23 protein-coding genes and 5 tRNA genes are annotated in these 26,390 nt (G+C 55.2%); 10 read left to right on the plus strand and 18 right to left on the minus strand.

What is annotated here, in order from left to right; all coding sequences use genetic code 11:
• The 5 genes from IMQ56_RS06745 to IMQ56_RS06765 all read right to left on the minus strand — a co-directional run.
• Positions 1-719, minus strand: a 719-nt coding sequence (locus tag IMQ56_RS06745) for an elongation factor Tu (protein WP_161348780.1), incomplete at its 3' end; no start/stop codon positions are given.
• A 118-nt stretch (positions 720-837) separates the two neighbouring features.
• Positions 838-913: transfer RNA gene (locus tag IMQ56_RS06750), tRNA-Thr, on the minus strand.
• 6 nt (positions 914-919) lie between these two features.
• Positions 920-994: transfer RNA gene (locus IMQ56_RS06755), tRNA-Gly, on the minus strand.
• Positions 995-1,110: 116 nt separating this feature from the next.
• Positions 1,111-1,195 (minus strand) — tRNA-Tyr (locus IMQ56_RS06760).
• A gap of 8 nt (positions 1,196-1,203) precedes the next feature.
• A tRNA-Thr gene (locus tag IMQ56_RS06765) sits at positions 1,204-1,279 on the minus strand.
• 317 nt (positions 1,280-1,596) lie between these two features.
• On the opposite strand from IMQ56_RS06765, the gene coaA reads away from it, so the two are divergent.
• Positions 1,597-2,547: a type I pantothenate kinase gene (coaA, locus tag IMQ56_RS06770; protein WP_015569977.1), complete on the plus strand. Its 951-nt coding sequence runs from the start codon at positions 1,597-1,599 to the stop codon at positions 2,545-2,547.
• Positions 2,548-2,589: 42 nt separating this feature from the next.
• On the opposite strand, the gene dppF is transcribed toward coaA, so the two are convergent.
• The 9 genes from dppF to IMQ56_RS06815 all read right to left on the minus strand — a co-directional run bounded on the left by dppF (position 2,590) and on the right by IMQ56_RS06815 (position 13,000).
• Positions 2,590-3,603 carry a dipeptide ABC transporter ATP-binding subunit DppF gene (dppF, locus tag IMQ56_RS06775; RefSeq protein ID WP_017383568.1) on the minus strand — a complete coding sequence of 338 codons (1,014 nt, stop codon included), beginning with the start codon at positions 3,601-3,603 and terminating at the stop codon, positions 2,590-2,592.
• Positions 3,600-4,583 (minus strand): dipeptide ABC transporter ATP-binding protein, encoded by a 984-nt coding sequence (dppD, locus tag IMQ56_RS06780; protein ID WP_015569978.1) that lies wholly within the window; start codon positions 4,581-4,583, stop codon positions 3,600-3,602. The genes dppF and dppD overlap by 4 nt, the downstream gene beginning before the upstream one ends.
• 10 nt (positions 4,584-4,593) lie before the next feature.
• Positions 4,594-5,496 (minus strand): dipeptide ABC transporter permease DppC, encoded by a 903-nt coding sequence (gene dppC / locus IMQ56_RS06785; protein ID WP_017383569.1) that lies wholly within the window; start codon positions 5,494-5,496, stop codon positions 4,594-4,596.
• A 9-nt stretch (positions 5,497-5,505) separates the two neighbouring features.
• Positions 5,506-6,525 (minus strand): dipeptide ABC transporter permease DppB, encoded by a 1,020-nt coding sequence (gene dppB, locus IMQ56_RS06790; RefSeq protein WP_006810536.1) that lies wholly within the window; start codon positions 6,523-6,525, stop codon positions 5,506-5,508.
• 161 nt (positions 6,526-6,686) lie between these two features.
• Positions 6,687-8,294, minus strand: a complete 1,608-nt coding sequence (gene dppA / locus IMQ56_RS06795; protein WP_196063613.1) for a dipeptide ABC transporter periplasmic-binding protein DppA — start codon at positions 8,292-8,294, stop codon at positions 6,687-6,689.
• 621 nt (positions 8,295-8,915) lie between these two features.
• Positions 8,916-8,992 (minus strand) — tRNA-Pro (locus tag IMQ56_RS06800).
• Positions 8,993-9,083: 91 nt separating this feature from the next.
• On the minus strand, positions 9,084-10,778 hold the full coding sequence (gene eptB / locus IMQ56_RS06805) for a kdo(2)-lipid A phosphoethanolamine 7''-transferase (RefSeq protein WP_017383570.1): 1,695 nt from the start codon (positions 10,776-10,778) through the stop codon (positions 9,084-9,086).
• A gap of 238 nt (positions 10,779-11,016) precedes the next feature.
• A complete protein-coding gene (locus tag IMQ56_RS06810; RefSeq protein ID WP_015569982.1) occupies positions 11,017-12,219 on the minus strand; it encodes an MFS transporter in 1,203 nt (400 codons plus the stop codon).
• A 238-nt stretch (positions 12,220-12,457) separates the two neighbouring features.
• Complete coding sequence (locus tag IMQ56_RS06815; RefSeq protein ID WP_015569983.1) at positions 12,458-13,000, minus strand: hypothetical protein; 543 nt, start codon at positions 12,998-13,000, stop codon at positions 12,458-12,460.
• Positions 13,001-13,160: 160 nt separating this feature from the next.
• Between IMQ56_RS06815 and tag the strand changes: the two genes are divergently transcribed.
• Together tag and IMQ56_RS06825 are read left to right on the plus strand one after the other, a co-directional pair.
• Positions 13,161-13,742 (plus strand): DNA-3-methyladenine glycosylase I, encoded by a 582-nt coding sequence (tag, locus tag IMQ56_RS06820; RefSeq protein WP_045343854.1) that lies wholly within the window; start codon positions 13,161-13,163, stop codon positions 13,740-13,742.
• A complete protein-coding gene (locus IMQ56_RS06825; RefSeq protein WP_032652174.1) occupies positions 13,720-14,160 on the plus strand; it encodes an N-acetyltransferase in 441 nt (146 codons plus the stop codon). The genes tag and IMQ56_RS06825 overlap by 23 nt, the downstream gene beginning before the upstream one ends.
• On the opposite strand, the gene IMQ56_RS06830 is transcribed toward IMQ56_RS06825, so the two are convergent.
• Complete coding sequence (locus IMQ56_RS06830) at positions 14,129-16,498, minus strand: molybdopterin guanine dinucleotide-containing S/N-oxide reductase (protein WP_044488942.1); 2,370 nt, start codon at positions 16,496-16,498, stop codon at positions 14,129-14,131. The genes IMQ56_RS06825 and IMQ56_RS06830 overlap by 32 nt on opposite strands.
• 122 nt (positions 16,499-16,620) lie before the next feature.
• Between IMQ56_RS06830 and IMQ56_RS06835 the strand changes: the two genes are divergently transcribed.
• The 6 genes from IMQ56_RS06835 (at position 16,621) to ghrB (ending at position 22,673) form a co-directional block, all read left to right on the plus strand.
• Entirely contained in the window at positions 16,621-17,283 is a 663-nt protein-coding gene (locus IMQ56_RS06835) for an OmpA family lipoprotein (protein ID WP_015569987.1), read from the plus strand.
• A 179-nt stretch (positions 17,284-17,462) separates the two neighbouring features.
• Positions 17,463-18,479: a LacI family DNA-binding transcriptional regulator gene (locus IMQ56_RS06840; RefSeq protein ID WP_015569988.1), complete on the plus strand. Its 1,017-nt coding sequence runs from the start codon at positions 17,463-17,465 to the stop codon at positions 18,477-18,479.
• 102 nt (positions 18,480-18,581) lie between these two features.
• Complete coding sequence (locus tag IMQ56_RS06845) at positions 18,582-19,331, plus strand: sugar phosphate isomerase/epimerase (protein ID WP_033486944.1); 750 nt, start codon at positions 18,582-18,584, stop codon at positions 19,329-19,331.
• Positions 19,332-19,334: 3 nt separating this feature from the next.
• Complete coding sequence (locus IMQ56_RS06850; RefSeq protein ID WP_032668836.1) at positions 19,335-20,273, plus strand: sugar kinase; 939 nt, start codon at positions 19,335-19,337, stop codon at positions 20,271-20,273.
• Positions 20,274-20,390: 117 nt separating this feature from the next.
• The gene (locus IMQ56_RS06855) at positions 20,391-21,671 is read left to right on the plus strand and encodes an MFS transporter (protein ID WP_023302911.1); all 1,281 of its coding nucleotides are present in this window, start codon (positions 20,391-20,393) and stop codon (positions 21,669-21,671) included.
• A 27-nt stretch (positions 21,672-21,698) separates the two neighbouring features.
• Complete coding sequence (ghrB, locus tag IMQ56_RS06860) at positions 21,699-22,673, plus strand: glyoxylate/hydroxypyruvate reductase GhrB (RefSeq protein ID WP_017694736.1); 975 nt, start codon at positions 21,699-21,701, stop codon at positions 22,671-22,673.
• Positions 22,674-22,731: 58 nt separating this feature from the next.
• Here the strand turns inward: ghrB and cspA are convergent, their stop codons facing one another.
• Positions 22,732-22,944, minus strand: coding sequence for an RNA chaperone/antiterminator CspA (gene cspA / locus IMQ56_RS06865; protein ID WP_003860775.1), 213 nt, complete (start codon positions 22,942-22,944; stop codon positions 22,732-22,734).
• 244 nt (positions 22,945-23,188) lie between these two features.
• A complete protein-coding gene (locus IMQ56_RS06870) occupies positions 23,189-23,899 on the minus strand; it encodes a DUF3053 domain-containing protein (protein WP_017383576.1) in 711 nt (236 codons plus the stop codon).
• Positions 23,900-24,229: 330 nt separating this feature from the next.
• Between IMQ56_RS06870 and IMQ56_RS06875 the strand changes: the two genes are divergently transcribed.
• Positions 24,230-24,517, plus strand: a complete 288-nt coding sequence (locus IMQ56_RS06875; protein ID WP_003860776.1) for an HTH-type transcriptional regulator — start codon at positions 24,230-24,232, stop codon at positions 24,515-24,517.
• 38 nt (positions 24,518-24,555) lie between these two features.
• Here the strand turns inward: IMQ56_RS06875 and IMQ56_RS06880 are convergent, their stop codons facing one another.
• Positions 24,556-26,175, minus strand: coding sequence for an ABC-F family ATP-binding cassette domain-containing protein (locus IMQ56_RS06880; RefSeq protein WP_159402965.1), 1,620 nt, complete (start codon positions 26,173-26,175; stop codon positions 24,556-24,558).
• Between the last annotated feature and the right edge of the window lie 215 nt (positions 26,176-26,390).

Here is a 26,390-nt window from a genome sequence, read left to right on the forward strand (position 1 = left end):
CCCACTTTGATGATACCGCGCTCTACACGACCGGTAACAACGGTACCACGACCGGAGATGGAGAATACGTCTTCGATTGGCAGCAGGAATGGCTTGTCAATCGCACGCTCTGGTTCTGGGATGTAAGAATCCAGGTAGCCAGCCAGTTCGATGATTTTCGCTTCCCACTCTGCGTCACCTTCCAGCGCTTTCAGCGCGGAACCACGAACGATTGGAGTGTCGTCGCCTGGGAAATCGTACTGAGACAGCAGTTCACGAACTTCCATCTCTACCAGTTCCAGCAGCTCTTCGTCATCAACCATGTCGCATTTGTTCAGGAACACGATGATGTAAGGAACGCCTACCTGACGACCCAGCAGGATGTGCTCACGAGTCTGAGGCATAGGGCCGTCAGTCGCAGCAACAACCAGGATCGCGCCGTCCATCTGCGCAGCACCGGTGATCATGTTTTTAACATAGTCGGCGTGGCCTGGGCAGTCTACGTGTGCGTAGTGGCGAGTCGGGGTGTCATACTCAACGTGAGAGGTGTTGATGGTGATACCACGAGCTTTTTCTTCTGGTGCGTTATCGATCTGGTCGAAAGCACGAGCAGCACCGCCGTAGGTTTTAGCCAGTACGGTAGTGATTGCAGCGGTCAGCGTTGTTTTACCATGGTCAACGTGGCCGATAGTACCGACGTTAACGTGCGGTTTTGTACGTTCAAACTTTTCTTTAGACATCGATTGTCCCTCTAAGACACGGATAAATCGGTGATATCACCACATCAACCAGGCGAAAATGCCTGAACTGTTGAATACATTTACATTGAAACAGAGAGAAAGGGAGGGAGAAGTGAAGTGGTGCTGATACCCAGAGTCGAACTGGGGACCTCACCCTTACCAAGGGTGCGCTCTACCAACTGAGCCATATCAGCACGTATTGGAGCGGGCAGCGGGAATCGAACCCGCATCATCAGCTTGGAAGGCTGAGGTAATAGCCATTATACGATGCCCGCATCCTGAAACTCGGCTACCCAGTTCTTTCTGTAACAAAAAAAGAGATTTCTCTCTTTTCTGTTCGAGCTGGTCAATTTTTCCAACCAGCTCCGGCGGCGTTGTCGCTGCCAGAAAGTGGTGGTGGGGGAAGGATTCGAACCTTCGAAGTCTGTGACGGCAGATTTACAGTCTGCTCCCTTTGGCCGCTCGGGAACCCCACCGGACTTGATGGTGCCGACTACCGGAATCGAACTGGTGACCTACTGATTACAAGTCAGTTGCTCTACCTACTGAGCTAAGTCGGCATCAAGTAGCGCGCATTCTATGGAGACCTGCGCAGTCATGCAACTAAAAAATTGCATAAAACGTTCTTTCGCTCACATTTTATTCGAAACCAGGGCTAACCGCTGTAAATTCATCCGCTCACGGTTAAAAATTCAACATGAACGCCTGATTTCGGCACGCTATAGCCCCAGGTGATGCCTGCCCGGTTAAGCATCGCTTTCCCATATTTTTTCTTATTATTCCTCTCATCTGGTGTTAACCTCCTGCCCATTGTCCAAAATTAACTATGTGATGAGCCCGCACCCGCCGTTTCGTGATGGTTCACAGAAGCATGCTTATGAGCAAAAAAGAGCAAACGTTAATGACGCCCTATCTTCAGTTTAACCGTAGCCAGTGGGCAGCCCTGCGTGACTCCGTCCCTATGACACTGACGGAAGGTGAAATCGCACGGCTAAAAGGGATAAACGAAGATCTCTCCCTGGAAGAGGTGGCAGAAATCTATCTCCCCCTCTCTCGCTTGCTTAACTTCTATATCAGCTCCAATTTGCGTCGTCAGGCCGTACTGGAACAGTTCCTCGGCACGAACGGTCAACGTATTCCTTATATCATCAGTATTGCGGGCAGCGTGGCAGTGGGTAAAAGTACCACCGCGCGCGTGCTACAGGCGCTGCTGAGCCGCTGGCCGGAACACCGCAGCGTGGAGCTGATCACCACCGACGGCTTCCTGCATCCCAACGAGGTGTTGAAAGAACGCGGCCTGATGAAAAAGAAGGGCTTCCCGCTCTCTTATGATATGCACCGCCTGGTAAAGTTTGTTTCAGATCTAAAATCGGGCGTACCTCACGTTACCGCGCCGGTTTACTCGCATCTGATCTACGACCGCATCCCGGATGGCGACAAAACGGTTGTGCAGCCCGACATCCTGATTCTGGAAGGCTTAAACGTCCTGCAAAGCGGGATGGATTATCCTCACGATCCGCATCATGTGTTTGTCTCTGACTTTGTCGATTTCTCAATTTATGTCGATGCGCCGGAAGATTTGCTGCAACGCTGGTATATCAACCGCTTCCTGAAGTTCCGCGAAGGCGCGTTCACCGACCCGGATTCCTACTTCCACAACTACGCCCAGCTCTCTGAAGAAGAGGCTATCAGCGTGGCGACCGGGCTGTGGAATGAGATCAACTACGTCAACCTCAAAGAGAACATCCTGCCGACGCGCGAACGCGCAAGCCTGATCCTCACCAAGAGTGAGAAACACGCCGTCGACCAGATTCGTTTACGGAAGTAGATCTCAGACGTAAAAAAACCGGCTTAGCGCCGGTTTTTTTATTTATGCCTGCGGCTTTTCGCCGTTTTCATCCTGATCGACTGCGAAGCAGGCCACCAGCTGTCCGCCATAATCCTTCAGCTGTGGCTGCAACTGCGTGCACGGACCGAAGCGGCGACGGCAGCGGGCGTTGAACGCACATCCCGGCGGCGGGTTAAGTGGGCTTGGCAACTCGCCGGTCAGCTTAATGCGCTCCCGGCGGTCATCCGGGTTCAGTCTCGGCGTTGCAGACAGCAGCGCCTGCGTATACGGATGACGCGGGTTAGTAAAGATCTGATCTTTCGTCCCCTTCTCCACGCAGCGTCCCAGATACATCACCATCACCTCATCGGCAATGTGCTCAACCACGGACAGGTCATGGGAGATGAAGACGTACGACAGTCCCAGATCCTGCTGTAAATCCATCATCAGGTTAAGCACCTGCGCACGAACGGACACGTCAAGCGCTGAGACCGGCTCATCGGCAATCACCACGTCCGGGTCAAGCATCAGCCCACGGGCGATGGCAATACGCTGACGCTGACCGCCAGAGAACATATGCGGGTAGCGATCGTAATGCTCGGTTTTAAGCCCCACCTTCGCCATCATCGCCAGCGCTTTTTCACGACGCTGCTCTTTGCTCAGATTGCTGTTAATCAGCAGCGGCTCTTCCAGAATCTGCCCCACTTTTTTACGCGGGTTTAAAGAACCGTACGGGTTCTGGAACACAATCTGGATTTTTTGACGACGCAGCTTCTGCGCCTGCGGATCGTGCTTGAGCAGATCCTGGCCCTGATAGTAAAGCTCGCCGCCGGTTGGCGTTTCGATCATCGTCAGCAGACGGCCCAGCGTGGATTTTCCACAGCCCGACTCCCCGACGACCGCCAGCGTTTTACCGCGTTCAAGGCTGAAGGAGACGCCGTCCAGCGCTTTTACCAGGCGCTCGGGGGCAAAAATCCCCTTCTTCACCGGGTAATGTTTTTTCAGGTCGATAGCCTGCAACAGCGGCTGTTGCGTGGTGGCCTCGTGCGTACTCATAGTGTTGGCCTCCCGGCATCATCGAGTGGGTAGTGGCATTTTGACTGCCGACCATCGGCCAGCAGATTCAGCTCTGGCTCCTCGGCGCGGCATTTATCCGTCGCATACGGGCAGCGCGGATTCAGCAGGCAGCCCTGCGGACGGTCATATTTACCCGGAACCACACCCGGCAGTGACGCCAGACGCGCTTTGTCCTGGGCAAACTCCGGCAGCGCGCGCAGTAACGCCTGCGTATACGGGTGACGCGGAGCGCGGAAGATATCGTGCGAACTTCCGGTCTCCACCACCTGACCCGCGTACATCACGATGATTTTGTGTGCCGCTTCCGCCACCAGCGCCAGGTCGTGCGTAATCAGCACCAGCGCCATATTCTCTTTCTGCTGCAACTCCAGCAGCAGCTCGATGATTTGCGCCTGGATGGTTACGTCCAGCGCGGTAGTTGGTTCATCCGCAATCAGCAGTTTTGGTCGACAGGCAATCGCCATGGCGATCATCACGCGCTGGCTCATGCCGCCGGAAAGCTGATGCGGGTAAACGTCCAGACGCGATGCTGGGTCAGGTATCCCCACCAGGTTCAGCAGATCGATAGCACGCTGGCGACGGGTTTTCTTGTTGCCGCCCTGATGCACCTTAATGGCTTCCATAATCTGGAAACCGACGGTGTAGCATGGGTTCAGGCTGGTCATGGGGTCCTGGAAGATCATCGCCACTTCCGCGCCCACCAGCTGGCGGCGCTGTTTTTCGGAAATGCGCTTCAGATCCTGACCGTTGAACTCCAGATTTTCCGCCATCACGCGACCGGGGTAGTCAATCAGCCCCATAATCGCCAGCGAACTCACTGACTTACCGGAGCCCGACTCTCCTACAATCCCGACCACTTCGCCCTGATTAACGCTGTAGCTGATGCGGTCCACGGCGCGAAACGGTGTGCCTTCGTCGCCAAAGTGCACGGATAATTTATCTACATTTAATAACGCCATCTCGTGCCTCTTACTGCTTCAGTTTGGGATCAAGTGCATCACGCAGACCGTCACCCATCAGGTTAAATGCCAGCACCGTCAGCAGAATCGCCAGACCCGGGAAGGTGACGACCCACCAGGCGCTTTGCGCGAACTGCAACACGTCGGAGAGCATGGTGCCCCACTCCGGTGTTGGCGGCTGCGCACCCATGCCAAGGAAGCCAAGAGCGGCCATATCAAGAATGGCGTTAGAGAAACCGAGCGAAGCCTGAACAATCAGCGGCGCAAGGCAGTTTGGGAAAATATTGATAAACATCTGACGCATCGCACCAGCACCCGCCACGCGAGAGGCGGTAACGTAGTCGCGGTTCACTTCCACCAGCACCGCCGCACGGGTCAGACGCACGTAATGCGGTAGCGCAACAAACGTCAGCGCAAGCGCGGCGTTACCAATCGACGGACCAAAGATCGCCACCAGCACCAGCGCCAGCAGCAGGCTTGGCAATGCCAGCATAATGTCGACGACGCGCATGATGATGTTATCAACAATGCCGCCGAAGTAGCCTGCCACCAGGCCGAGTACGATCCCCATGATCAGCGACAGTACGACAACGAGGCAGCCAACCAGCAGCGACAGCCGTGCGCCGTACATCAGGCGCGACAGCACATCGCGGCCCACGTCGTCGGTGCCCAGCAGGTGCGTCAGGCTTCCGCCGTCCTGCCATGCAGGAGGTGCCAGCAGCGCATCGCGGAACTGATCAGCCGGGTTATACGGCGCAAGGAAGTTCGCAAACACCGCAATCAGGATCATGATGGAAACATACACCAGCCCGACGACCGCGCCTTTGTTGCGCTTGAAGTAGTGCCAGAACTCCTGCATCGGCGTCATTGGCACCGGTGCGGTGACCACTTTATTTTGAGTAACTTGTGACATGATGGCCCCTTACTTCTTATGACGAATACGCGGGTTCACCACGCCGTACAGCAAATCGACCAGCAGGTTGACGAGGATAATCATCGTCGCGACCAGCAGTACACCGCCCTGCACAACCGGATAGTCACGGCGTTGCAGCGCATCAATCAGCCAGCGTCCAAGACCCGGCCAGGAGAAGATGGTTTCGGTCAGGATCGCCCCCGCCAGCAGCGTACCGACCTGCAAACCGATAACGGTCACCACCGGCAGCATAGCGTTACGCAGGGCATGAATGATGATGACGCGCATACGGGTCAGGCCTTTAGCGCGGGCTGTACGAATATAATCCTCGCCCAGCACTTCCAGCATGGAGGAACGGGTCATACGCACGATCACCGCCAGAGGGATGGTGCCCAGCACCATTGCAGGCAGGATCATGTGCGCAACCGCATCAATGAAGTTGCCCTCTTCGCCCCAGATCGCCGTATCAATCAGCATAAAGCCGGTTAACGGGTTGGTGTCGTCAAGGAAAACCATGTCGCTGACGCGTCCGGAGACCGGCGTCAGGTTCCACTGCACCGAGACCAGCATGATCAGCATCATGCCCCACCAGAAGATAGGCATGGAGTAGCCGGTCAGTGCCAGGCCAACAGCGGTGTGGTCGAAAATAGAGCCACGCTTAACGGCAGCCAGTACGCCAACGGGGATCCCTACTGCGGTCGCGAAGATCATGGCGCAGATACCGAGTTCCAGCGTCGCTTTAAAGCGCGGTACGAACTCGTCCCACACCGGAAGACGGCTTTTCAGTGAAATCCCTAAATCGCCGTGCAACACGCCCCAGATATAGTGGAGATACTGCTGCCACATCGGCTTATCAAGGCCGAGTTCAGCCAGCAGTTGCGCATGACGTTCAGGGGAGATACCACGCTCGCCCGCCATAATCATCACCGGGTCACCCGGGATCATATGGACGAAGGCAAAAGTGAGAAGGGTGATACCGATAAACGTCGGGATAACCAGTCCCAGACGTCGGAGGATGAACTGCAACATAACCCGGATTCTCTCTGATGACGCACGCCCAGTGGCGTGACGTCTGTATTGCTCACAAATGTAAATTCCCTCTCCCTGTGGGAGAGGGTTAGGATGAGGGGATGCATGCACGCCCCTCACCCCTGCCCTCTCCCACAGGGAGAGGGAGAACACCCTACTTATTATTCAACAGACACGTTTTCGAAGTGGTGTTTGCCCAGTGGATCAACCACGTAGCCCTTCACTTCTTTACGCACTGGCTCGTACACGGTGGAGTGAGCAACAATCAGCGCCGGAGCCTGATCGTGCATGACAACCTGAGCTTGCTTGTACAGTTCGATACGTTTGTTGTGATCGTCGGTCGCACGCGCCGGCTGGATCAGATCTTCAAACGGCTTGTAGCACCAGCGAGAGTAGTTGGAACCGTCTTTCGCTGCCGCACAGCTGAACAGGGTCGCGAAGAAGTTGTCCGGATCCCCGTTGTCGCCGGTCCAGCCCATCATGACCGCCTGGTGTTCGCCCGCTTTAGCGCGCTTCAGGTACTCGCCCCACTCGTAGGTTACAATTTTGGCCTGTACGCCAATCTTCGCCCAGTCAGCCTGAACCATTTCCGCCATACGACGTGCGTTCGGGTTGTAAGGACGCTGTACCGGCATCGCCCACAGCTCGACGGTGAAGCCTTTGTCCTGGCCCGCTTCTTTCAGCAGCGCTTTCGCTTTCTCAGGATCGTAGGTGTAGTCCTTAATGTCGTCGTTATAACCCCACATGGTTGGTGGGATCAGGTTCTTGGCCGCAACGCCCGCGCCCTGGTAAACGGCTTTGATGATCGCTTCTTTGTTCACCGCGTAAGTCAGCGCCTGACGCACTTTCACGTCATCGAACGGTTTCTTCTCGGTGTTGAAGGAGAGATAACCCACGTTCAGGCCCGCCTGCTCCAGCAGGTTGATATTTTTGTCCTGCTTCATGCGCGCGATGTCAGCCGGGTTTGGATACGGCATCACCTGACATTCGTTTTTCTGCAATTTTGCGTAACGCACGGATGCGTCAGGCGTGATGGAGAAGACCAGACGGTCGATCTGCGGCTTGGTGCCCCAGTAGCCCGGGAAGGCTTTATACAGAATACGGGAATCTTTCTGGTACTGAAGCAGCTTGAACGGGCCGGTACCGATTGGGTTCAGGTCCACTTTTTCCGGCGTGCCGGCTTTCAGCATGTTGTCAGCGTACTCTTTAGAGAGAATCGAGGCGAAGTCCATCGCCAGGTCAGCCAGGAATGGCGCTTCCGGACGCGTCAGCACAAACTGAACGGTTTTATCGTCCACTTTTTTCACTTCAGCGATCAGGTCTGGCAGACCCATCCCTTCGAAGTATTCATAGCTGCCGCCAGACACTTTATGGTACGGGTTCTGGGCATTTTTCTGACGGTCGAAGGAGAACACAACGTCGTCGGCGTTAAAGTCGCGCGTAGGTTTAAATTCTTTGCTGTCCTGCCACTTCACGCCCTGGCGCAGGTGGAAGGTATAGGTTTTACCGTCTTCGCTGATATCCCACTTTTCAGCCAGGCCAGGAATTACTTCCGTGGTGCCGGTTTTAAATTCAACCAGACGGTTATAGATCGGTACAGAGCTTGCGTCGTAAGTCGTACCAGAGGTAAAGAGCTGTGGGTTAAAGCCTTCCGGAGAGCCTTCAGAACAGTAAACCAGGGTTTTTGCCTGTACGCTTGCTGCAACGGTCATGGCCACCAGGCTCAGACCAAGCTTCAGCATCCCTGACTTCTTCAAGGAAATACTCATTATTGTGCTCCAATGTGATGTTTTGCTTTGTTGTGTTACGCCGCCTGACCTTTATTTATTTTTTACCCGGTCCGGTCGGTGATGCCCGAAGGCGTTAAAAGGGATAGAGAATCCTTTCAGAAGAGCGTTTGAGTTGCAGCGCAGATCCTCCCTGAAATGCCCCTCGTGCCCTACAATCTGTCAACAGAATGTGAAAACGTCAATACAGGTGGCGGGGATTTACGTGGAGTGTGAGAAACCGCAAACAAAGATTAAAAAAACCCTGACCGTGAGTTTTCAGCAGAGAAATTTATGCTACTCGCCATGATGCAGCACAATTATCTTCATATTTCGCAACACTCAGTGATTAAGTTTTATTCAGAATGGGTAAATTTTCTTACAGAATGGTGATTATCTGAGCACTAAATACCGCGAACGTTAAAACGCACAGCGAAAAATGCTGAGGTTATCCATAAGCAACGCGAAAAAAGATCAAACTATATATAAAAAAATACAATGGATTATGTCACAAAACCGCAAGCAGGCAGGGGGAAGCAGGGCTAAGGGGTATTTTGAGGACTCGTGCGGGGTAACGCGTTAATGCAAAAAGGGCTAACCTTGCGGTTAGCCCTTTTTAGAATGTGGTCGGCGAGAGAGGATTCGAACCTCCGACCCACTGGTCCCAAACCAGTTGCGCTACCAAGCTGCGCTACTCGCCGAATGCGGAGCGCATCTTACTGCTGAGGTGCGCCCCCGTCAATCCCTTATTTTCAAAAAGCCATTCAACTGGCGATATTCTCGCCAGACCAGCTACTGCGCGGCTTTTGTGGTGTTATCAGGGAGTTTACACCAGTTGTTGTTTTCGTTAATCCCACCGTTCGGTGAGGTATAGCCGAGACAACCCATAATGGTGTCGTACAGCTCAACGTGACGGCGCGGTACCTTGATCTCTGCCTGCTGTTTCAGATGGGCAAACATTTTGGCTTTGTCCGGGTTTTCCAGGTACTTATCCGACATCCACATGATCATCGGCACGCGGAACTGCTCAGGCGGGGCCAGCTTACGCGGCGTGCCGTGTAAATGCTCTTTCTCGTTGATGGACTCGCCGTGGTCGGCCGCGTAAATCACAATCGCTTTCTTATCGCGAAGCTGGTCGATCACCCGACTGAGGAAGGTATCCACATACAGAATCGAGTTATCATAGGCATTGATCAGCTCCTGCTTGCTACAGTTCTTGTTAATGCCGACGCACTCAGGCGTCCATTTGGCGAAATCGCGCGTGTAACGCTGATAGTAGCTGTAATGTGAACCTTTGGTATGCAGAACAATAAGGTGCTTACCCTGCGGATGGTTTTTCAGCGACTGTTCCATCTCAGAGAGCAGCAGCATGTCATCAACGTTCTTTCCGCGGTTACGCGGCTCGGCGCCAATCTGCTCGCGGTAGGCGATGTTATCCGCCATGGTGTTGGTGTAGAACCACATCTCACTTTGCATGGCGAACAGATCGGAGCTAAATCCAAGCTGCTTCAGAACAGCAAACACGTTTTGCTCTTTGAGAGTGCGCTGAGGATTATCACTCGCACCGCCCTCACGAACAAACATACAGCGCAACGAGAGCTTCGTGGCGGTATCGCAGGAGTAGCCGCGGTAGGCTACAAGGTTCTTTTCCTGTGCCAGTTTCGGGGTGGTATCGCGGTCATAACCGAGAATACCCATATGATCCCAGCGCGTCGTTTCGCCGATAACGAAGACCACGTAAGTATCATCCAGCCCGTCAGCCGGAGCCTGGTAGGTGAACTTTTTGGTCGGATTAATCAGCGATTTCACATCGCTGGATTCGTCCGCCTGAGCCCAGGCATAGAGACCTAGCGCCGACAGCCAGTTAGACGGCAGATACGAGTTAGCCACCACGCCGCCGTAGCTTGGCATATCTACGCCTGTCGCTTTTTCGATCCGCTTTTGCTGTTTTTCCATCAGGCGAATAGGCGCCCATACCAGCAGACCCGCCAGAAGAACGACGGCGACGTTGCGGATGCGTTGCCCACGGGTACGCAGCTGGCGTAACAGGGTATAGCGACAGGTATTACTCCAGATAAAGAAGAGCGGGATCAGGCAGGTCAAAATCGTCCACATGATGAACCCTTGCCCCACCACCTCTTTCGAGAGGTCGATGTCCGTGGTCATCACCGAGGCCACAATACCGTAGCCAATGACCACATTCATGAATGTCATGTAATAGCTTGCGGCGGCAGAGATAATCACCACCAGCGAGGCCAGAACCTGCCATGTACGTCTGCCAAAAAGCGAGAGCAGACGTAGCAGGAAGAAGGTTGCCAGAATTGAGCCAAACACTTCAATCGCGGCGAAAATCCCGTTTCTTACGGTGAGGTGTTCAAAATAACCTTCCACTCTTCTGAACAGCACCGCGCCATTCAGAAACAAACCGATATAGACAGCCAGCATCAGACACAATCTTTGCTGGGTAAGAGACCTGATATATTTCATGCAAACAACCCTGGGGGAAGGGGTATAAAGACCCGCCGAATCTCATTGAGAAAGCAGACAGAGTAAGTAGGTGCGAGATAAACCGTTATCAGAAACGTCTACAAGCGCGATAAGTAGACCACAGCGAGGAAGAAAAGTGGCAGCAGAGAATGTGAATCGATGAAAATTTTTACAAAATAACAAGTCCGGAAGTGATATGGCGATAAAAAAAGAGGCCCTGCGGCCCCTTTTTATCGAATCATGCATGCGCTTCTTTATAGACCTCGCGTTGCGGCTGACGAATCGTGGTGGACAGCGCCAGTGAAATAATCAGCAAGGCAAATATCACGCAGAATGTCACGTAGAAGCCACCAAACAGCGAGGCAATCAGCGATCCGCAAATACTGCCGATACCGAAGCCGAGATAAATCACACCGTAGTTTTTCGCCAGATTGTTCAGCCCGAAGAACTCGCTCACCAGCGACGGGAAGACGGTAATGGTGCCGCCAAAGTTAAAGGCTACGCAGGCTATCGCCGCAAAGAATGTCGCTTCGTTCAGCGGAGCGAACAGCAGCGCCGCCATCCCCACCAGGGATATCACCTGCCCCAGCGTAATCACGCGGATCCTGGCGATTTTGTCAGACAGGATACCCAGTACCAGACGACCCGAGAGGTTAGCAATGGAGATGACCGTTACCGCGTTCGCCGCCGTCGCCGCGTCCAGTTTCACCATTCCCTGCGCGATATCTTTCGCCACGCCGATGACATACAGACCGCTCATGCAGGCCGTCAGGAACATCACCGCCAGCATCCAGTACTGCGGTTTACGCATGGACTGTGCAAGGGTGAAATCATTCTCCACCACACCGTTAACGGTTTTCACTTCCTGCTGCGGCGCGTCTTTCATCAGCGTTGCGCCGAAGAGGATCATCACCAGCACAATCACGCCCCAGATCATAAAGGTTTTCTCAAGCCCCACCGAGGCCAGCAGATGCGCATCGATGAATTTGAAGCCGAGGCTGCCCAGGCCATATGAACCGATGGCAAACGCGGAGATAAGCCCTTTACGCTCCGGGAACCACTTCACGCAGTTAGACAGCGTCAGCAGGTAACCTGCGCCGTCCGCCAGCCCCACCAGCACCCCGGCGCTCAGCCACAGCATCATCAGGTTGTCGGAATATGCCGTCAGGAAGAAGCCCACGCCCAGCAAGATCCCGGAGGCCATGGTTACACGCTTCACGCCGAAGCGCTCCTGAAGTTTGCCCGCCACGGAAGAGGAAATTGCTAACCCAAGACTCAGCAAGCCGAAGGAGAACGCCACCTGGCTTATCGGCGCGCCGATCTTATCAGACAGGGCGCTGTTAAACAGGCTCCAGGTATAGACCGATCCCAGTGCGAACTGGGTAACGATGGTGCCGAATAGCGTCAGCCAACGCGTGCGGTTATAAGTTGATGTGTTCATGGCAGTATCCTGCAAGATAAATTAAGGAAATTCGCTGAGGACACGATAAACAAAACCCCATAACGCCAGGGGTAAAACGGCATGAAATGCAGGAGAAACGGAATGAAATGCCTGGAAGCGGGAATGAATGACCTTGCCGGAGAAGAAAAAGCTCAAAGGTGAGCGATCACTATCGCTACAGTCCCTGCCGTTATTGTATTAAATATGTTACGGCAGCGTTTAAAAAAGTGACAACCCTTTAAAATTTGGCGCTCAATCCCAGCGTATATAAATATTCTTCTTCAGTTTGCTGGTTATAGCTGATCTTCGCCCAGGGGTGTAAATCACCATACTGCGTATCGACACGCCACCCCAATGAGTTCACGCTGGCATGCCATAGTGGATCGGTAAGCGACTGCGTGGTGGTTGTATCCTCAAACGCATTCACTGGTGCGGAGGGAGCGCCATCAGTGCGCCACGCCATTACGGGCCCGGTGGTGAAATGTCCCGCCACGGGAAAATTCCAGCCAACGCTCAGAACGGTTTCCGCATCCGAACCGGAGGGATCGTTCAGGGTAAACCCCGCAGCATTCTGCGTGCGGTTAATACGCTCCGCGAGAATATCTTCATAACGAGGTTGGTGATCGGCGTCCCATGTATAGCGTTCCATCGTATTACTTTGAGCATCTGAAACGATATATTCCTGTTGCCACGCAAAAGCGGTGTTACAAAAAAGCAGGCAGACTGAAACACCCACCAGGCCAGAAGCAGCATGGCGACCACTGATTTTTTTTATCATCATCAAAGCGACTCCAGAAAGAGCCGAGTTCGGCGATATATGTCATTGTTCGAAGAGGTATTAGGGCGTATAGCCCTGTATTAACTATTGTCTCTTTAGCAGACACGTCAAGCCGGGCAGATTGAAATTTTTGCGTTTACCGTATCAGGAAGGGAGATGACCTATGCAACGTTGCGGCTGGGTAAGCCAGGATCAGCTTTATATCGATTATCACGACAAGGAATGGGGCGTACCGGAAACCGACGGTAAAAAACTGTTTGAAATGATTTGCCTTGAAGGCCAGCAGGCCGGACTGTCGTGGATCACCGTTCTGAAAAAGCGTGAGAACTATCGCAAAGCCTTCCACCAGTTCGATCCGGCTGCGGTTGCCGCCATGACCGACGACGACGTGGAAAGGCTGGTTCTGGATACCGGTATCATCCGCCATCGCGGTAAAATTCAGGCCATTATTGGTAACGCGCGTGCTTATCTGGCGATGGAGCAAAACGGCGAACCCTTCTCAGCATTCGTCTGGTCGTTTGTGGATAACGAGCCGAAGGTGACGCAGGCCGCCACGCTTGCAGAGATCCCAACGTCGACCCCCGCCTCAGATGCCCTGTCGAAAGCGCTGAAAAAACGCGGCTTTAAGTTTGTGGGCACCACCATCTGTTACTCCTTTATGCAGGCCTGCGGGCTGATCAATGACCACATTACGGGCTGCTTCTGCCATCCGGAGGGCCACCATGATCCGCAAATGGCAAAGTGAGGACACTGCTCCGCTTTTGAGTCTGTGGCTGGAGAGCACCACCGAGGCGCATCCGTTTATCGACGCAAGTTACTGGCAAGCGAATGAAGCGGTAGTGCGGGATGAATACCTTCCCGCCGCCGAGACCTGGGTCTGGGAAGAAAACGGTACCCTGTGCGGTTTTATCAGCGTCATGCAGTTCCAGTTCGTGGGGGCGTTGTTTGTCGCCCCGGCGTTCATCGGAAAGGGGATCGGGCGTGCGCTGCTGAACCACGTTCAGCAGCACTATCCGTATTTAACTCTGGAGGTGTATCAGAAAAACGTGCGGGCGGTGAATTTCTATCATGCTCAGGGTTTTCGCATCGAAGACAGCGCCTGGCAGGATGATACCCAACACCCGACGTGGATCATGAGCTGGCAGGCGGATCAAACGCCGTAAGAGTAAGCGCCGGCCCCTCATATTTCTCCACCCATGCCAGCGCCGTATTCCCCGCGCAGCCATTCCCCAGCTTCGAGCTGGGGAGATCTTTGGTCAGCACGTTTACGGCGCCGTTCTTACAAATACCGCCCTCGTCCAGCGCCAGATCCGGCCATGCGCCCTGATGAATGCAGAAAACGCCAGGGCGGATCCCGTCACTCACCACGGCGCCTGCCAGCACCTGCCCGCGCGCGTTCCAGACCCGAACGAGGTCGCCGTGGTTAATCCCCCGCGCCTTTGCGTCATCGCTGTTCAGCGCAATCGGCTCACGACCCGCCACCGCATACTGCTCGCGCAAAGCCGAATAGTTGAGCTGGCTGTGCAGACGATGGGCGGGATGGGCAGACAGCAGCTGAAGCTGCCCCGGCTGCGCATTGCCATGCCATTCGTCCGGCTCCAGCCACGCCGGATGTGGCGGACAGTCCGCGTAGCCAAAGCTGGCGATGCGTTCGCTGTAGATCACAATCTTCCCGCTTTCGGTTTTTAGCGGGTGATTCTCCGGATCGCGACGGAAGTCAGCAAAGCGCACAAACCGCGCATTCTGCTCGCTTTCCGGCATTTCGAAGAGTTGATTCGCCTCCCAGAACTCAGCGAATGGCGGCAGCGTCACGCCCTGCGCAGCCCCACGCTGGCTGGCAATCTGGTAAAACGTTTCCAGCCATTGCAGATCGGTTTTGCCCTCGGTGAAACGCTCCCGACCGCCCGCTTCCCACATTTCACTCAGGTCGGCAAAGACATCAAAATCATCCCGCGCTTCATCCCGGGGAGCCACGACGCGCTTCATCGGCACCATATGCTGATTACTGTAATCCCCCGTCATGGTGAGATCGTTACGCTCGAACGAGGTCGTGGCGGGCAAAACGATATCGGCATGTTTCGCTGACGCGGTCCAGAAGCACTCCGAGATCACCACCAGCTCCGGTTTCTGCCAGGCGCGGATCAGGCGGTTAGTATCCTGGTGATGGGTGAAGTTGGCCCCACCCGCCCACCAGACAAACTTAATATCCGGGAAATGCCGATCCTGGCCGTTGTGCTGATAAAACCCGCCTGGGTTCTCCAGGGCTTCAACAATGCGTGCCACCGGAATTTTATCTACCGCGTCCACGCCACCCTGCACCGAGCCCTGCATGGAGGCCAGCACCGCGGCTTTTCGCGTCGGGTTGCCGCCGTTAGCAAAGTGATAGGAAAGCCCAAAACCGCCGCCGGGTGTGCCAATCTGCCCGAGCATCGCGGCGAGCGTCACCAGCATCCAGTGCTTCTGCTCGCCAAACTGCTGGCGCTGCATCCCCCAGCCGGACATGAGCATCGTGACACGGCTATGGAATAACGTCGCCAGTTCGCGGATTTTAACGGCATCAACGCCGCAAATCGCCGCAGCCCACTCTGCGGTTTTGGCGATACCGTCGGTTTGTCCCGTCAGGTAGTCGGCAAATTTATCGAAGCCCGTGGTGCAGCGCGCCAGAAATTCCGTATCGTGCCAGCCGTTCTCCACCAGGGTGTGGGCGATGCCCAGCATCATCGCCACGTCGGTGCCCATATGCGGCGCGATCCACTCGGCGCTGTCGCCGAAGAAATCCAGCGTTTCAGAACGCATCGGATCGATACAGATGATGCGCTTGCCGCTTTTGCGCAGCGCATCAAAGTAGGAAACGCCCTGCTCGTCGGACGCATTCCAGGCAATTTTCAGGGTATTGAGCGGGTTGGCGCTCCAGAGCACCACCACCTCCGCATGCTCCAGCACCAGCGGCCAGCTGGTCTGCTGCTGATAAACCTCATTCCCGCCCACGACATACGGCATGATTGCCTGCGCCGCGCCGGTCGAGTAATCGCCCAGATGGCCGGTGTATCCTCCGGCCAGGCTCATATAGCGTTGCAGCAGGGTTGCGGCCTTATGCAGCACGCCGTTCGAGCGCCAGCCATAGGAGCCGGCAAAAATGGACGACGGGCCATAGCTGTCGCGAATGCGTTTATGCTGGGTATGGATCAGCGCCAGCGCGTCGTCCCAGCTCACGCGTACGAACTCATCCTGCCCACGAATACCCTGCGGCTTATCCGGTGACGCCAGAAAGCCTTTACGCACCATCGGCCAGCGGACGCGGGTTTTACTGTGTACCTGATCGCGAACGACGGTCTGTAAAGAGTTGAGATGGCGCGAAGGCAAAGCCCCGCGAGACGACAGCACAGTGTCGCCATCGGTTTCGACCAGCATCGGCCCCCAGTGGGCGGCGGTCAGAATGGTTTTTGTTGAGGTGCTCAAAGCGTGCGCTCCTGGTTGCGTGCAGGTGTTTCGGCCTTTCATTGAGGCAGTTTATCGTTTGTGACAAATTTCAGAGTTATACACTGAATTTTCTCCGTATCCGGACGTCATAATCCACTGCCACGTCCATCGTGGCAAAGAATAAAAAGGATTAAGGAAATAAGATGAAAAAACGCGTACTCGTTATTGCCGCTCTGGTGAGCGGCGCACTGGCTGTTTCTGGCTGCACAACCAACCCTTACACCGGTGAACGCGAAGCGGGCAAATCCGGCATTGGCGCGGGTATTGGTTCCCTGGTGGGCGCTGGCGTTGGCGCACTCTCCTCCTCCAAGAAAGATCGCGGCAAAGGTGCACTGATTGGCGCAGCGGCAGGCGCAGCCCTGGGCGGCGGCGTGGGTTATTACATGGACGTGCAGGAAGCAAAACTGCGTGACAAAATGAAAGGTACGGGCGTGAGCGTGACGCGCAGCGGTGACAACATCATCCTGAACATGCCAAACAACGTGACCTTTGACAGCAGCAGCGCGACGCTGAAACCCGCAGGCGCAAACACCCTGACCGGCGTGGCCGCAGTGCTGAAAGAGTACAATAAAACTGCCGTGAACGTGATTGGCTACACCGACAGCACCGGCAGCCAGGATCTGAACATGCGTCTGTCCCAGCAGCGCGCCGATTCCGTGGCCAGCTCGCTGATCGCCCAGGGCGTAGAAGCGAACCGCATCCGCACCAGCGGCATGGGTCCGGCTAACCCGATCGCCAGCAACAGCACGGCGGAAGGCAAAGCGCAGAACCGCCGCGTTGAGATTACGTTGAGTCCTGTGCAGTAGGTAAAAGCAAAACGGTAACCCCGTTGCCGTTTTTAGTGTTTGCGCCCTCTCCCGTGGGAGAGGGTTGGGGTGAAGACATCAGACCGCAACCTCCGTTAAGCGCAGCGCCACCCGGCAAATAGCTTGATTCGCCAGATTTTCCCGCTAAGGTATTCTCACTAAATTCAGGGAAATCAGCGATGATCAAACCAACCCGGGCCACCATCAGCGACGTGGCGAAAGCCGCCAAAACCGGTAAAACCAGCATTTCACGCTACCTCAACGGCGAGAAACACCTGCTTTCCGATGCGCTGCTGGCGCGAATCGAACAGGCCATTGCCGATCTCGACTACCGTCCCAGCCTGATGGCGCGCGGCCTCAAGCGGGGCCGCACCCGTCTGATTGGCCTCATCATCGCCGATATCACCAACCCCTACTCCGTAAACGTCCTCAGCGGCATCGAAGCGGCATGCCGTGAGAAAGGCTTTACCCCGCTGGTCTGTAACACCAATAACGAGGTTGATCAGGAGCTGCATTACCTCGATCTGCTGCGCAGCTATCAGGTGGAAGGGATTGTGGTGAATGCCGTCGGGATGCGAGAAGAGGGGCTAAATCGTCTGCAACAATCGTCTCTGCCAATGGTGCTTATTGACCGAAAAATCCCGGAATTTGCCTGCGATGTGGTCGGGCTGGATAACACCCAGGCGGCTACCACCGCCACCGAGCACCTGATTGAACAGGGCTTCGAAGCCATTTTATTCCTGAGCGAACCGCTGGGCATGGTTAACACCCGCCGCGACCGCCTGGCTGCATTTCGTGCCACGCTGGCGCGATATCCCGGCGTGATCGCCGAGAATGCCGAAATCCCCCTGCATGAAGCCGGGCAGCTGGATAATACCCTGCGCCAGTTCCATACCCGCCATCGGGGTATGCGCAAGGCGGTGATCTCCGCGAACGGGGCGCTGACGCTTCAGGTTGCCCGCTCGCTTAAACGCATTGGCCTGCACTGGGGCAGCGACATCGGCTTACTCGGCTTTGATGAACTGGAGTGGGCAGAACTTGCTGGCGTAGGCATCACCACCCTCAAACAGCCCACCTGGCAGATCGGCTATGCCGCGGTTGAACAAGTGGTTCGCCGCATTGAAGGCACCCGCGACGCCGTACGCGAGCAGGTGTTTTCCGGCGAACTGATCGTTCGCGGCTCTACTGCCCGTTAATTTCCCCTTCGTGACAGCGATCATAAATTCAGCATCCCGATCTTTTCTTTGGAACCGGTTCCATCTAGCGTAATACTATCGATTACGCTCTGGAGTCAGGAAATGAGCAGGAAAATTATGGTGGTCACCGCCGCGTATGGTGCGGATCAGGTGCGACAGGCAGGCGGTCAACGGGCAATGCTTCCCGTTATTGCCGGCGCAGGAGCTGATGGCGTTGAAATCCGCCGCGAGCTCTTCAGCAACGACGAGTTAATGGCCCTGCCTGCGCTCGGCGAGTCCATTGAACTGCTGGGTTTACTGGCGTGCTACTCCGCCCCGGCCCCCCTGTTTATGCCCGATGGCACCCTCAACACGGATCTCCCGCGCTACCTTAGCGAAGCCAGCGCCCTGAACGCGCTGTGGCTTAAAGTCTCGCTGGGTCATTTCAGCGACAAACAGCCGCTTGAAGCCCTGCGCGCACTGCTGGATGAAAGCGGCATGACACTGGTGGTGGAAAACGACCAGACCGACTGCGGGCAGCTCGCGCCGATGCAGCGCTTCAAAGCCGCCTGCCGGGTAATGGCGCTGCCGGTCACGCTGACGTTCGATATGGGCAACTGGCTGTGGGTTGGCGACTCTCCGGAAGAGGCTGCACGTCAGCTGGCTCCCGCCGTGAGCTATATTCATGTGAAGTCCGCAGTCCCGCATAAGGCGCAGTTCCGCGCCGTCGCGCCGGATCAGACCGATTCTCGCTGGCGGGATCTGCTTAATCAACTCCCTGCCGATGCGCCACGCGGTATCGAATTTCCGCTGGAAGGGACGGATCTCACCGCCGTCACCCGCCATTACGTCAACCTGCTGCGCGAGGAGTAAACCATGCACAAGACGCTGGATGTCATCACCATTGGCGAGGCCATGGCGATGTTTGTCGCCACCGAAACGGGCGAGCTGAGCGCAGTGGAGTACTTCATTAAACGCGTGGCAGGTGCCGAGCTGAATGTTGCTACCGGCCTTGCGCGGCTGGGGCTGAATGTCGGCTGGGTAAGCCGCGTGGGAAATGACAGCTTTGGCCATTTTGTTCTCGACTCACTGAAAAAAGAGGGCATTGATGCCGCAGGCGTGACCCTCGACGGACGCTTTGCGACGGGCTTTCAGCTGAAATCTAAAGTTGAAAATGGAACCGATCCCATCGTGGAGTATTTCCGCAAAGGCTCAGCGGCAAGCCATCTCTCCGTGGATGATTATCACGCCGCGTATTTCTCCTCCGCGCGCCACCTGCACCTGAGCGGCGTGGCGGCGGCGCTCTCGACCAGCTCGTACGATTTACTGGATCACGCGGCTTCGGCAATGAAAGCGCAGGGCAAAACGATCTCTTTCGATCCGAACCTGCGCCCGGTGCTGTGGAAAAGCGAAGCGGAGATGGCTGAGAAACTCAACCGACTGGCGTTTCAGGCGGACTGGGTTCTGCCTGGCATAAAAGAGGGAATGATCCTCACTGGCGAAAGCACGCCCGAAGGCATTGCTGATTTTTACCTCAACAGAGGGGTAAAAGCCGTGGTGCTGAAAACCGGTGCCGACGGCGCATGGTTCAAAACTGCCGACGGTGAGCAAGGCGCTGTCGCTGCGGTAAAAGTCGACAACGTGGTCGATACCGTGGGCGCGGGCGATGGGTTTGCCGTCGGGGTCATCAGCGCTCTGCTGGAGGGCAAACCGCTGTCGCAGGCCGTGGCGCGAGGCAACAAAATTGGTTCGCTGGCGATTCAGGTGCAGGGCGACAGCGAAGGATTACCAACACGAGCAGAGCTCGGCGTCTAAATTCCCTCTCCCTGTGGGAGAGGGCCAGGGTGAGGGCAGCAATCCGCACCAGATAATTAAGCCACCGTGTACCCTACAGACAACGGCGGCAACAACCTCAACAACAGAGGCAAGCCTATGAACAGTTCGACCAATGCAGTAAAACGCTGGTGGTACATCATGCCAATCGTGTTTATCACGTACAGCCTGGCGTACCTGGATCGTGCCAACTTCAGTTTCGCATCCGCCGCCGGGATCAACGAAGACCTCGGGATCACCAAAGGGGTCTCCTCCCTGCTGGGTGCCCTCTTCTTCCTGGGTTATTTCTTCTTCCAGATCCCCGGCGCGATTTACGCTGAACGCCGCAGCGTGCGAAAGCTCATTTTCATCTGCCTGATCTTATGGGGTGCCTGTGCGTCGCTTACTGGCGTGGTGAATAACATTCCTGCTCTGGCGGCTATTCGCTTTATTCTCGGCGTGGTTGAGGCGGCCGTCATGCCAGCAATGCTGATTTATATCAGCAACTGGTTCACAAAATCTGAGCGTTCACGTGCCAATACGTTCCTGATACTCGGTAACCCGGTCACCGTGCTGTGGATGTCGGTGGTTTCCGGCTACCTGATCCAGTCCTTCGGCTGGCGCGAGATGTTCATCATCGAAGGGGTTCCCGCGATTATCTGGGCCTTCTGCTGGTGGGTGCTGGTGAAAGATAAGCCAGCCCAGGCAAAATGGCTTTCTGAGGACGAAAAAGCCGCACTCCAGGCGCAGCTGGATAAAGAGCAGCAGGGGCTGAAAGCGGTGCGTAACTACGGCGAAGCCTTCCGCTCACGGAACGTTATTCTGCTGTGCGCACAGTATTTTACCTGGAGTATTGGCGTGTACGGCTTTGTGCTGTGGCTACCGTCGATTATCCGCAGCGGCGGTGAAAACCTTGGCATGGTGGAAGTGGGCTGGCTGTCATCGGTGCCTTACCTGGCTGCGACCATCGCGATGATTATCGTCTCCTGGGCATCGGACAAGCTGCAAAACCGTAAGCTGTTCGTCTGGCCGCTGCTGCTGATCGCTGCTTTTGCCTTCATTGGCTCCTGGGCCGTAGGCGCAAACCACTTCTGGGTCTCGTACACTCTGCTGGTGATTGCGGGTGCGGCCATGTATGCCCCGTATGGTCCGTTCTTTGCCATCATCCCGGAAATGCTGCCGCGTAACGTCGCAGGGGGCGCGATGGCGTTGATCAACAGTATGGGCGCGCTGGGTTCGTTCTTTGGCTCGTGGTTTGTGGGCTATCTGAACGGCACCACCGGCAGCCCGTCGGCCTCTTACATCTTTATGGGGGTGGCGCTTTTTGCCTCGGTATGGCTTACTTTGATTGTTAAGCCTGCTAATAATCAACAGCTACCCGTCGGCGCACGCCACGCCTGAATCCTTTTAAAATCAACGGAGATTAGCATGAAGCCGTCCGTCATTTTGTACAAAGCACTGCCTGAAGATCTGCAAAAACGCCTGGAGGAACACTTTACCGTTACCCGGGTAAAGAACCTCAGCCCGGAAACCGTGGCGCAGCACGCCGACGCGTTTGCCAGCGCCGAGGGCCTGCTGGGTTCGAGCGAAAAGGTGGATGCAGCGCTGCTGGAGAAAATGCCGAAGCTTCGTGCTACCTCAACCGTTTCGGTGGGATACGACAATTTCGACGTGGATGCGCTAAACGCACGCAACATCCTGCTGATGCACACGCCGCATGCCCTGACGGAAACCGTCGCCGACACGCTGATGGCGCTGGTGCTCAGCACCGCCCGTCGCGTGGTGGAAGTGGCCGAGCGCGTGAAAGCGGGCGAATGGACGAAAAGCATTGGCCCGGACTGGTTCGGCGTGGACGTTCATGGCAAAACGCTGGGGATTGTTGGGATGGGCCGTATCGGACTGGCGCTGGCACAGCGCGCGCATTTCGGCTTCAACATGCCCATCCTGTATAACGCACGCCGTCACCACAGTGAAGCTGAAGAACGTTTCAATGCCCGCTATTGCGAGCTTGATACGCTGTTGCGGGAAGCCGACTTTGTCTGCCTGATCCTGCCGCTGACGGATGAAACGCGTCATCTCATCGGCAAAGCGGCGTTTGAAAAGATGAAGAAATCGGCCATTTTCATCAACGCGGGTCGTGGTCCGGTGGTCGATGAGAAGGCGCTGATTGAGGCACTGCAAAACGGTGAGATCCACGCCGCCGGTCTGGACGTGTTTGAACAGGAGCCGCTGCCGGTGGATTCTCCGCTACTGACCATGCCGAACGTCGTCGCCCTGCCTCACATCGGCTCTGCCACTCATGAAACACGCTACAATATGGCGGCGACCGCCGTGGATAATCTGATTGCCGCGCTCGGCGGTAAAGTGGATAAGAACTGCGTTAACCCACAGATACAACAGTAGATACGAAAAAACCCGCCAGAAGGCGGGTTTTTGAATTTTGTGCTACTGGGTTGGAAGCTTACAGGCTTACAACGTTACCAGCTGCTGGGCCTTTAGCGCCGCTTTCGATGGTGAAGGAAACTTTCTGACCTTCATCCAGAGATTTGTAGCCATCGTTCTGGATAGCAGAGAAGTGTACGAACACGTCTTTAGAGCCATCGTCAGGAGTGATGAAGCCGAAACCTTTATCAGCGTTGAACCATTTTACCAGACCAGTCATTTTAGCAGACATAGAAATTACCTTATTAACAAATATATTGTGCCTTCCGGCTTGATGGATTGCGTTACAGATTTTTAAGCGATGAAGGAAGGGTCACTACGAAGGGTATCTATGGATAACAATCTGGACTGCTTTACTAAACTGCTTTAGGTCTGTGTAACAAACCGACGGACATAGTTATACCGATGTGATAGATGAATGACAAGCGTTATTTTCATCAAGCATAAAAAAAACCCCGCCGAAGCGGGGGTTTTTCTTATTCCGTAGCAGCGACCGCTGCGCTCCATGCCTGGCTAAAGGCCTGATGCTGGGACGCGAGCGGCCCGATCAGCGCGTTATACTGGCTCGCCTGCTGGGAGGTCGGGAACTGGATACCGTTAGAGACGAAGCTCACCTGCGTACCTTGTTCACTAATAAAGTCACCCACCTGAACCAGCTGCTGAGTAAAGACCTGCGCCGCCGGGATCAGCGGTTGCAAGGCGTTTGACGGCTTGGTCACGACTTTCTCATACACCTGGTCATAGACCGGTTTGAGATCCTCGCCCTGCTTCAACGCGGAACGCGACGCATCAGCCTGCATTTTGGCATTTTGCAGCTGCTGGCTCAGTACCCCAAGCGCGCCATTTGACTGGCGCAGCGGTTCGCGCTGGGTCATATAATCCTGGGGAACGCGGATGGCATTCACGCTATCCACTACCGGGCGAATACCGGAATCCATCGCCTGGCTTACCTGCTGTGAATAGCCATACAGAATGGCGTAATCCGACACGAATGGACCAAACTGTTTTTTCTGATCCGCAGTCAGCGTTGGTAAACGCTCGCCGCTACGCATCACTGTATTCTGTAGAAAATCGATAAACGCTTTGCGCTGATCGCCTTCTTTATCGAAACACCCACTCAGGCTAACAACCATCAACAACGCCGCAATAGGCGCAAACCAGCGAGAGCAGGACTTTCCTGTCGCCATTTTATTACTCCTTTCACCCAAAAAGCGCACACCGGCACACGCGTGCCCAACGCTGACAAGGATAGTCCAGGTCAGCCTTGCAAGATAGAGTTTTCATGCAAAACGGGTATTCCCGTTTTTGTACTGACTATTTACAAAAAAATACCTGTGCATCCCTACATATGACTAATCAGGTAATTAGCATAACTATCCATATAGCTGAAACGCGTAAAGCGATCGTTATCGCACAATTAATCACAGCCGTGACGATCCTGTGTCTGGTTTAGGGACTATTCTTAACAGGCTCTCTGATGTTCATGATCCCGATGTGTGATTTATGAGGAGTTCTCAATGGAATTAAAAGATCCTGAGTTTGAGCTGCTGAGCAGCCTGGAACAGATTATTTTTAAAGATGTACCGCCGACGGTTACCCTGAATCAAAAGTCCAATCCTTTTAGTGAATTTGAGCGTTTACGCAAAGGATCGGGCCTGAAAACAGATGAATTCGCAAGAGCGATGGGTGTCAGCGTAGCGATGGTGCTGGAGTGGGAGTCAAAACGTGAAAAACCAACCCCAGCCGAGCTAAAGCTGATGCGCCTGATCCAGGCAAACCCTGACCTTCGCAAGCAGTTAGCCTGATAAAGTTTGTTTGCCCCCGCCCTTGCGGGGGCTTGTGTTTACAGGCTTTCACATCGCCATCCCGTCTCTTCCCACACCAGTTCATGCGTCAACTTCAGCCCTGCCAGAAAGGCTTCATCATGCGACACCACCAGCAGCGCGCCGGGGTAATCGGCTAAGGCCGCTTCTATAGCCTGAACAGAGGCCAGATCAAGATGGTTGGTTGGCTCATCCAGAAGCAACAGCTGCGTTGCCGCTTCACGCCACAATACGCAGGCCAGCGCGGCCTTCAGGCGCTCGCCGCCACTCAGTTCGGCCAGTGGTAGTGTCACTTTCTCTGCGCCCAGCTGAAGCTGCGCTAAACGGGTACGCAGCGCCCCTTCTTCGAGCGGCGTATTGCCCAGGCTAAGGTGTGTCATCACCGACTGCGACAGATCCAGCCGGGAAAGATGCTGATCGAGATACGCACACCTGACAGAGACCTTACAGGTTCCCGTGACAGGGGCTGTTTCGCCCAACATCACTTTCAACAGCGTGGATTTTCCACAGCCGTTCGGCCCGCGTAGCGCCACGCGCAACGGGCCATCCATTCGCCAGTTTATCGGGGAGACAGGCACGTGCGGAACCACCAGTTCTTCCAGCACCAGCACCTGTTTTCCTTCCGGGATTTCACTGCCCGGCAGGGTAAACATCACCGCGTTCTCCTCTTCAACCCGCTCGCGTGCCTGGTTGACCGCAGCGTTCAGAGCATGATTTTGATCGCTATGCTGTTTTTTCCAGGAACCAATACGCTCTTTCGCCGCCCCTTTGTATTTGACCCGTTCAAACGAGGCGATGTTAAGGCTGTCGACCGTGCGAAGCGTTTTGGCTGAACGCCGCAGGCTGTCGTCATGCTCTTTATGCATACGGGCGCGGGTACGCTTGCGTTCGGTGGCAGCATGCTCCAGCGCGGCGCGGGCAGCCAGCTGCTCAGCATCACGCTGGGTTCGATAGCCAGCATAATTCCCACCGTAGCTGCGCAGGCCCAATGCGCTCAGTTCAAGGATACGCGATACCTGGGCCAGCAACTCACGGTCGTGGGAGGCCACCAGCACCCCGCCCTGATACCGGGAAAGCTGCTCGTAGAACAACACGCGGCCTTGCCTGTCGAGGTGGTTGGTCGGTTCGTCCAGCAGCAGGTAGTCAGCATCTGCGGCGAATGCGCTGCACAGCAAAGCACGAATGCGCTCGCCGCCGCTCAGCTCTGCCGCGCGTTTATTCGGGTCAAAAGGGGGAAGTTTTGCAGCGATAAAAGCCTGGCTCAGCCGTTCAGCCAGATCCCAGTAACCGTCAAGCGTGTCGAGATCGTCGGGTTCATAATGACCGCTGTCGATGCGCGTGCGCGCCGCAAAGATCGCGTCGTACCCAAGCAGTCCTGCAAGCGTGGTATCCGCAGAAATATCCTGCTGTTGCGCCACATAGACGTGTGTACCAAAGCGCTCAATATGACCGCTGGCGGGTTCATCAACCCCTGCCAGCAGACGCAGCAGCCGTGTTTTGCCGCTGCCGTTGCGGCCAACCAGCGCGCACACTGACGCATCCAGAGAAAGATTCAGTGGACCAAAAAGGATATCGCCCGTCGCAAACTGACAGGTGACCTGATGCAAAATAAAAGAGGGGGACTGCGCAAAATGAGCCATAAGCACTCCTGAATGAAATCAAAACATCCCCTGCCGACGCGGTGCGTTGAGCAAGGATCGAAATTCATCAGTCGTGTTTGTTCATTTTTGGGGGGCGCTCCTGAGGGCGAAATTTAACGGGAACAAGAATAACGGCAATGCGCCGCCCATTTCAAGGTTAAATTTTCGCCAGGCTAATGCCCGAGCGTAAAAAACCCGCCGAAGCGGGTCTCTCA

It is taken from the genome of Enterobacter sp. Res13-Sevr-PEC09-46 (genome assembly GCF_015672585.1).
GTDB lineage: Bacteria > Pseudomonadota > Gammaproteobacteria > Enterobacterales > Enterobacteriaceae > Enterobacter > Enterobacter hormaechei_C.

Excerpts from the sequence above, each read along its gene's own strand:
- cspA (WP_003860775.1), bottom strand. The coding sequence starts at position 22,944 with ATGTCTGCTAAAATGACTGGTCTGGTAAAATGGTTCAACGCTGATAAA.
- IMQ56_RS06870 (WP_017383576.1), bottom strand. The coding sequence starts at position 23,899 with ATGGCGACAGGAAAGTCCTGCTCTCGCTGGTTTGCGCCTATTGCGGCG.
- IMQ56_RS06850 (WP_032668836.1), top strand. The coding sequence starts at position 19,335 with ATGCACAAGACGCTGGATGTCATCACCATTGGCGAGGCCATGGCGATG.
- eptB (WP_017383570.1), bottom strand. The coding sequence starts at position 10,778 with ATGAAATATATCAGGTCTCTTACCCAGCAAAGATTGTGTCTGATGCTG.
- IMQ56_RS06840 (WP_015569988.1), top strand. The coding sequence starts at position 17,463 with ATGATCAAACCAACCCGGGCCACCATCAGCGACGTGGCGAAAGCCGCC.
- tag (WP_045343854.1), top strand. The coding sequence starts at position 13,161 with ATGCAACGTTGCGGCTGGGTAAGCCAGGATCAGCTTTATATCGATTAT.
- IMQ56_RS06835 (WP_015569987.1), top strand. The coding sequence starts at position 16,621 with ATGAAAAAACGCGTACTCGTTATTGCCGCTCTGGTGAGCGGCGCACTG.
- IMQ56_RS06830 (WP_044488942.1), bottom strand. The coding sequence starts at position 16,498 with ATGAAAGGCCGAAACACCTGCACGCAACCAGGAGCGCACGCTTTGAGC.
- IMQ56_RS06880 (WP_159402965.1), bottom strand. The coding sequence starts at position 26,175 with ATGGCTCATTTTGCGCAGTCCCCCTCTTTTATTTTGCATCAGGTCACC.
- IMQ56_RS06855 (WP_023302911.1), top strand. The coding sequence starts at position 20,391 with ATGAACAGTTCGACCAATGCAGTAAAACGCTGGTGGTACATCATGCCA.
- dppB (WP_006810536.1), bottom strand. The coding sequence starts at position 6,525 with ATGTTGCAGTTCATCCTCCGACGTCTGGGACTGGTTATCCCGACGTTT.
- dppC (WP_017383569.1), bottom strand. The coding sequence starts at position 5,496 with ATGTCACAAGTTACTCAAAATAAAGTGGTCACCGCACCGGTGCCAATG.
- dppD (WP_015569978.1), bottom strand. The coding sequence starts at position 4,583 with ATGGCGTTATTAAATGTAGATAAATTATCCGTGCACTTTGGCGACGAA.
- IMQ56_RS06845 (WP_033486944.1), top strand. The coding sequence starts at position 18,582 with ATGAGCAGGAAAATTATGGTGGTCACCGCCGCGTATGGTGCGGATCAG.
- IMQ56_RS06810 (WP_015569982.1), bottom strand. The coding sequence starts at position 12,219 with ATGAACACATCAACTTATAACCGCACGCGTTGGCTGACGCTATTCGGC.
- IMQ56_RS06875 (WP_003860776.1), top strand. The coding sequence starts at position 24,230 with ATGGAATTAAAAGATCCTGAGTTTGAGCTGCTGAGCAGCCTGGAACAG.
- dppA (WP_196063613.1), bottom strand. The coding sequence starts at position 8,294 with ATGAGTATTTCCTTGAAGAAGTCAGGGATGCTGAAGCTTGGTCTGAGC.
- dppF (WP_017383568.1), bottom strand. The coding sequence starts at position 3,603 with ATGAGTACGCACGAGGCCACCACGCAACAGCCGCTGTTGCAGGCTATC.
- IMQ56_RS06825 (WP_032652174.1), top strand. The coding sequence starts at position 13,720 with ATGATCCGCAAATGGCAAAGTGAGGACACTGCTCCGCTTTTGAGTCTG.
- IMQ56_RS06815 (WP_015569983.1), bottom strand. The coding sequence starts at position 13,000 with ATGATGATAAAAAAAATCAGTGGTCGCCATGCTGCTTCTGGCCTGGTG.
- ghrB (WP_017694736.1), top strand. The coding sequence starts at position 21,699 with ATGAAGCCGTCCGTCATTTTGTACAAAGCACTGCCTGAAGATCTGCAA.
- coaA (WP_015569977.1), top strand. The coding sequence starts at position 1,597 with ATGAGCAAAAAAGAGCAAACGTTAATGACGCCCTATCTTCAGTTTAAC.